The 5302-nt window shown below is 57.5% G+C and carries 3 protein-coding genes; all 3 read left to right on the top strand.

Translation table 11 applies throughout. From position 1 onward, the window contains the following. Positions 1-62 precede the first annotated feature (62 nt). Entirely contained in the window at positions 63-2459 is a 2397-nt protein-coding gene (gene lon, locus OQK_RS27775; RefSeq protein ID WP_016775334.1) for an endopeptidase La, read from the top strand. Positions 2460-2608: 149 nt separating this feature from the next. After that, entirely contained in the window at positions 2609-2881 is a 273-nt protein-coding gene (locus OQK_RS27770; RefSeq protein WP_016775333.1) for an HU family DNA-binding protein, read from the top strand. Between the two features lie 227 nt (positions 2882-3108). Further along, positions 3109-4980 (top strand): SurA N-terminal domain-containing protein, encoded by a 1872-nt coding sequence (locus OQK_RS27765; protein ID WP_016775332.1) that lies wholly within the window; start codon positions 3109-3111, stop codon positions 4978-4980. The last annotated feature ends 322 nt before the right edge of the window (positions 4981-5302 follow it).

Raw genomic sequence — 5302 nt, 5'->3', positions numbered from 1 at the left:
ATCTTGGTTTCAAGCTTAATTCCATCTGATTACGGCCATACGGCCGCCGTAGAGGCGAAATCATGAAGACAACCATCGAATTGCCTCTCCTGCCATTGCGTGATGTCGTGGTTTATCCGCACATGGTTATCCCGCTGTTCGTGGGGCGCGAGAAATCCATCGAAGCCCTCGAGGCAGCGATGACGGGTGACAAGCAGATTCTGCTGCTGGCCCAGCGAAACCCGGCTGACGATGATCCCGGTGAAGACGCTCTCTATCGCGTAGGTACAATTGCCACGGTTCTGCAACTGCTGAAGCTGCCTGACGGCACCGTCAAGGTTCTGGTCGAAGGCGAGCAGCGTGGTACTGTCGAGCGCTTCAGCGAAGTCGATGGCCACTGCCGCGCCGAAGTGTCTCTGATCGAAGAAGTCGACGCCGCCGAGCGCGAGTCGGAAGTCTTCGTGCGCACACTGCTGTCGCAGTTCGAACAATACGTCCAGCTGGGCAAGAAGGTTCCGGCTGAAGTCCTGTCGTCGCTCAACAGCATCGATGAGCCGGGTCGTCTGGTCGACACCATGGCCGCGCACATGGCGCTGAAAATCGAGCAGAAGCAGGAAATCCTCGAGATCATCGATCTGTCGGCCCGTGTCGAACACGTGCTGGCGCTGCTGGATGCCGAAATCGACCTGCTGCAGGTTGAAAAACGCATTCGCGGTCGCGTCAAAAAGCAAATGGAGCGCAGTCAGCGCGAGTACTACCTGAATGAGCAGATGAAGGCCATTCAGAAAGAACTCGGTGACGGCGACGAAGGCCACAACGAAATCGAAGAGCTGAAAAAGCGCATCGATGCTGCCGGCCTGCCGAAAGACGCGCTGGCAAAGGCGACTGCCGAGCTGAACAAGCTCAAGCAGATGTCGCCGATGTCGGCTGAGGCCACCGTGGTGCGCTCGTACATCGACTGGCTGGTGCAAGTGCCGTGGAAGGCGCAAAGCAAAGTACGCCTCGATCTGGCCCGTGCAGAAGACATTCTCGACGCCGATCACTACGGCCTCGAAGAGGTCAAGGAGCGCATCCTTGAATACCTCGCCGTGCAGAAGCGCGTGAAGAAAATCCGTGGCCCGGTGTTGTGCCTGGTCGGTCCACCAGGCGTGGGTAAAACCTCGCTGGCGGAATCGATTGCCCATGCCACCAACCGTAAATTCGTACGTATGGCCTTGGGCGGCGTGCGTGACGAAGCGGAAATTCGTGGTCACCGCCGGACCTACATCGGTTCGATGCCGGGAAGATTGATTCAAAAGATGACAAAAGTGGGCGTACGCAACCCGCTGTTCCTGCTCGATGAAATCGACAAGATGGGCAGCGACATGCGTGGCGACCCGGCGTCGGCGTTGCTGGAAGTGCTTGATCCCGAGCAAAACCACAACTTCAATGATCACTATCTGGAAGTCGATTACGACCTCTCTGATGTGATGTTCCTGTGCACCTCGAACTCGATGAACATCCCGCCAGCGCTGCTGGACCGGATGGAAGTCATCCGTCTGCCGGGTTACACCGAAGACGAGAAGATCAACATCGCCGTGAAATACCTCTCGCCGAAACAGATCGCCGCCAATGGTCTGAAGAAGGGCGAGCTGGAGTTCGACGAGGAAGCCATCCGCGACATCATCCGTTATTACACCCGTGAAGCGGGCGTGCGGGGCCTCGAGCGGCAGATCGCCAAGGTCTGCCGCAAGGCAGTGAAAGAGCATGCGCTGGAAAAACGCTTCTCGGTAAAAGTGACAGCTGATCTGCTCGAGCATTTCCTCGGCGTGCGCAAGTTCCGCTACGGCCTGGCCGAGCAGCAGGATCAGGTGGGGCAGGTGACTGGCCTGGCGTGGACTCAGGTTGGCGGCGAATTGCTGACCATCGAAGCCGCAGTGATTCCGGGTAAAGGGCAACTGATCAAGACCGGTTCGCTCGGTGATGTGATGGTCGAATCGATCACTGCCGCACAGACCGTTGTGCGCAGCCGCGCCAAGAGCCTGGGCATCCCGCTGGACTTCCACGAGAAGCGCGACACCCATATTCACATGCCGGAAGGTGCTACGCCGAAAGACGGCCCTAGCGCTGGCGTGGGCATGTGCACCGCGCTGGTCTCGGCATTGACCGGCATTCCGGTGCGCGCCGATGTCGCCATGACCGGTGAGATCACTTTGCGTGGTCAGGTGTTGGCAATTGGCGGTTTGAAAGAAAAACTGCTGGCGGCACATCGCGGCGGAATCAAGATTGTGATTATTCCGGAAGAAAACGTCCGCGATCTGAAGGAGATTCCTGACAATATCAAGCAGGATCTGCAGATCAAACCGGTTAAATGGATTGACGAGGTCCTGCAAATTGCGCTGCAATACGCGCCGGAGCCCTTGCCGGATGTGGCTCCGGAGATAGTTGCCAAGGACGAAAAACGCGAGTCTGATGCCAAGGAAAGAATTAGCACGCATTAATACGTTTTAGCCTGGGGGGCTTTCCTTGACAGCATTTTAGAGCCCTTGTTATAAAGCGGCTCTTAAGTGTCTGTAGGCCATTCAGCACTCGTTTTTGCTTTCACCAAAAAACTTAGAAACATCTCAAAATAGATATAAGGGGACTTAGAGTGAACAAGTCGGAACTGATTGATGCTATCGCTGCATCCGCTGATATCCCGAAAGCTGCTGCTGGCCGTGCGCTGGACGCTGTAATCGAATCCGTCACTGGCGCTCTGAAGGCTGGCGACTCCGTTGTTCTGGTTGGTTTCGGTACTTTCTCCGTGACTGACCGTCCGGCTCGTACCGGTCGCAACCCGCAAACCGGCAAGTCTCTGGAAATCCCGGCTGCCAAGAAGCCAGGTTTCAAAGCCGGTAAAGCGCTGAAAGAAGCTGTTAACTGAGTTTCCAGGTTTTTACCCATCCGGGTCGGGGTCAAGCCTGACTTGGCAGCGGAGCGGTAGAGCAGGTGGCTGAAAGAGCCACCTGTAACGCCGGGATCGAGGGTTCGAGCCCTGTCCGCTCCGCCAGTTACGAGAAGGCGCATCCTCGGATGCGCCTTTCTTCTATCCGGATTCTACCCACGCTCCACGGTTGCCTAAATTGAAGTTCAACCGTTTCTGGGGGACGCATGCTGCAGAATATCAGGGACAATTCACAAGGCTGGATTGCCAAGACCATTATCGGGGTCATCGTTGCACTGATGGCCCTGACCGGTTTCGATGCCATTTTCCAGGCCACGACTCACAAGAACGAGGCGGCCAAGGTCAATGGTGACGAAATCAGCCAGAACGAGCTGAGCCAGGCCGTTGATATGCAACGCCGTCAGCTGATGCAACAGCTGGGCAAGGACTTCGATGCTTCCTTGCTCGACGAAAAGATGCTGCGCGAATCGGCGCTCAAAGGCCTGATCGACCGCAAGTTGCTGCTGCAAGGCGCCGAACAGGCGAAGTTCTCGTTCTCCGAAGCCGCGCTGGATCAAGTGATCCTGCAGACGCCTGAATTCCAGGTCGATGGCAAGTTCAGCTCCGAGCGTTTCGACCAGGTGATCCGTCAACTGGGCTACAGCCGCATGCAGTTCCGCCAGATGCTGGCTCAGGAAATGCTCATTGGCCAATTGCGCGCTGGCGTTGCCGGCAGCGGTTTCGTCACCGACGCCGAAGTGCTGGCATTCGCCCGTCTGGAAAAACAGACCCGTGATTTCGCCACTCTGAACGTCAAGGCCGACCCGGCTGCGGTCAAGCTGACCGATGACGAGGTCAAGGCTTACTACGACGAACACGCCAAGGAATTCATGACGCCGGACCAGGTGATCATCGATTACGTCGAGCTGAAGAAGTCGTCGTTCTTTGATCAGGTCGCAGTCAAGGATGAAGATCTTGAGGCGGCGTATCAGAAAGAGATCGCCAACCTGGCGGAACAGCGTCGTGCCGCGCACATCCTCATCGAAGTGAACGACAAGACTACCGAAGCGCAGGCCAAGGCGAAGATCGACGAAGTCCAGGAGCGTCTGGCCAAGGGCGAGAAGTTCGAAGCGCTGGCCAAGGAGTTCTCGCAGGACCCGGGTTCCGCCAACAATGGTGGTGACCTTGGTTATGCCGGTCCTGGCGTTTACGATCCGGCCTTCGAAAAGGCTCTGTACTCGCTGTCGAAAGACCAGGTGTCCGAGCCGATTCGTACCGACTTCGGTTATCACCTGATCAAGCTGTTGGGCGTGGAAGCGCCTGAAGTGCCAACCTTGGCCAGCCTGAAAGACAAGCTGACCCGCGAGCTGAAAGCGGCTCAGGTCGAGCAGCGTTTTGTTGAGGCGACCAAGCAACTGGAAGACTCGGCGTTCGAAGCCTCTGACCTGGCGCAGCCAGCAGCGGATCTGAAACTGACCGTGCATACTTCCAAGCCGTTCGGCCGTGAAGGTGGCGAAGGAGTTGCCGCCAACCGTGCCGTGGTCACTGCCGCGTTCAGTCCGGAAGTGATTGATGAAGGTGCCAACAGCACTGCCATCGAACTGGATCCGGAAACCGTGATCGTGCTGCGCGCCAAGGAGCATCTGAAGCCTGCGCAACTGCCGCTGGAAAGCGTGAGCGCGGCGATCCGCACTCAGCTGACCAAGGAGCACGCCAGTGCCGAGGCCAAGACCCGTGCCGAGAAGCTGATCGCTGATCTGCGCGATGGCAAGGCGCCGCTGGACAAGGCCATTGACGGTCAGAACTGGAAGATCACCGAAGCGGCCACCCGTGGTCAGGAAGGGGTTGATCCGGCTGTGCTGCAGGCACTGTTCCGGATGCCGAAGCCGGCTGCCAAAGACAAGCCGACCTTCTCCAGCGTTACCTTGCCGGATGGCAGTCTGATGGTTGTGCGACTCAACGGTGTTAACGAAGCTGCCGCGCCTACTGATGAAGAGAAGGCGCAATATCGTCGCTTCCTGGCTTCCCGTGAAGGGCAGCAGGACTTTGCGGCGTATCGCAAGCAGTTGGAAGCTGAGGCGGAGATCGAGCGGTTCTGATCTTTTGACTGACGTTTGAAGGAGCCCCGGCCTGATGGTCGGGGCTTTTTTGTTTTTTGGGCGTGGCGGCCTTTGGGCCGGCCATGCTGTTGGGTTTTGGGTGAATATCCGTTTTTTGCGGTGTTGCGGCTGGCGGTTTCGCCCTTACGGCGACTCACTTTTTTTACAAACGCCTAAAAAAAGTAAGCAAAAAAACGCTTGCTCCTACGTTCGGCCCTCGCAGGCTCGGGTTCCTTCGCTGCGGGATCGATCCGGGCGCAGCGGCTACGGTTTGCTTCGCTGCACCTCCTTCCGCTGTCTCTGGCTGCGCCAGACGGTCGCT

It is taken from the genome of Pseudomonas sp. R62 (assembly GCF_000257605.1).
Taxonomy (GTDB): Bacteria; Pseudomonadota; Gammaproteobacteria; order Pseudomonadales; family Pseudomonadaceae; genus Aquipseudomonas; species Aquipseudomonas atacamensis.
Note: the sequence above shows the minus strand (reverse complement) of the source record. Positions and strands in the feature narration are given on the sequence as shown.

Coding starts and splice junctions, on each gene's coding strand:
- lon (WP_016775334.1), top strand. CDS start 63: ATGAAGACAACCATCGAATTGCCTCTCCTGCCATTGCGTGATGTCGTG.
- OQK_RS27765 (WP_016775332.1), top strand. CDS start 3,109: ATGCTGCAGAATATCAGGGACAATTCACAAGGCTGGATTGCCAAGACC.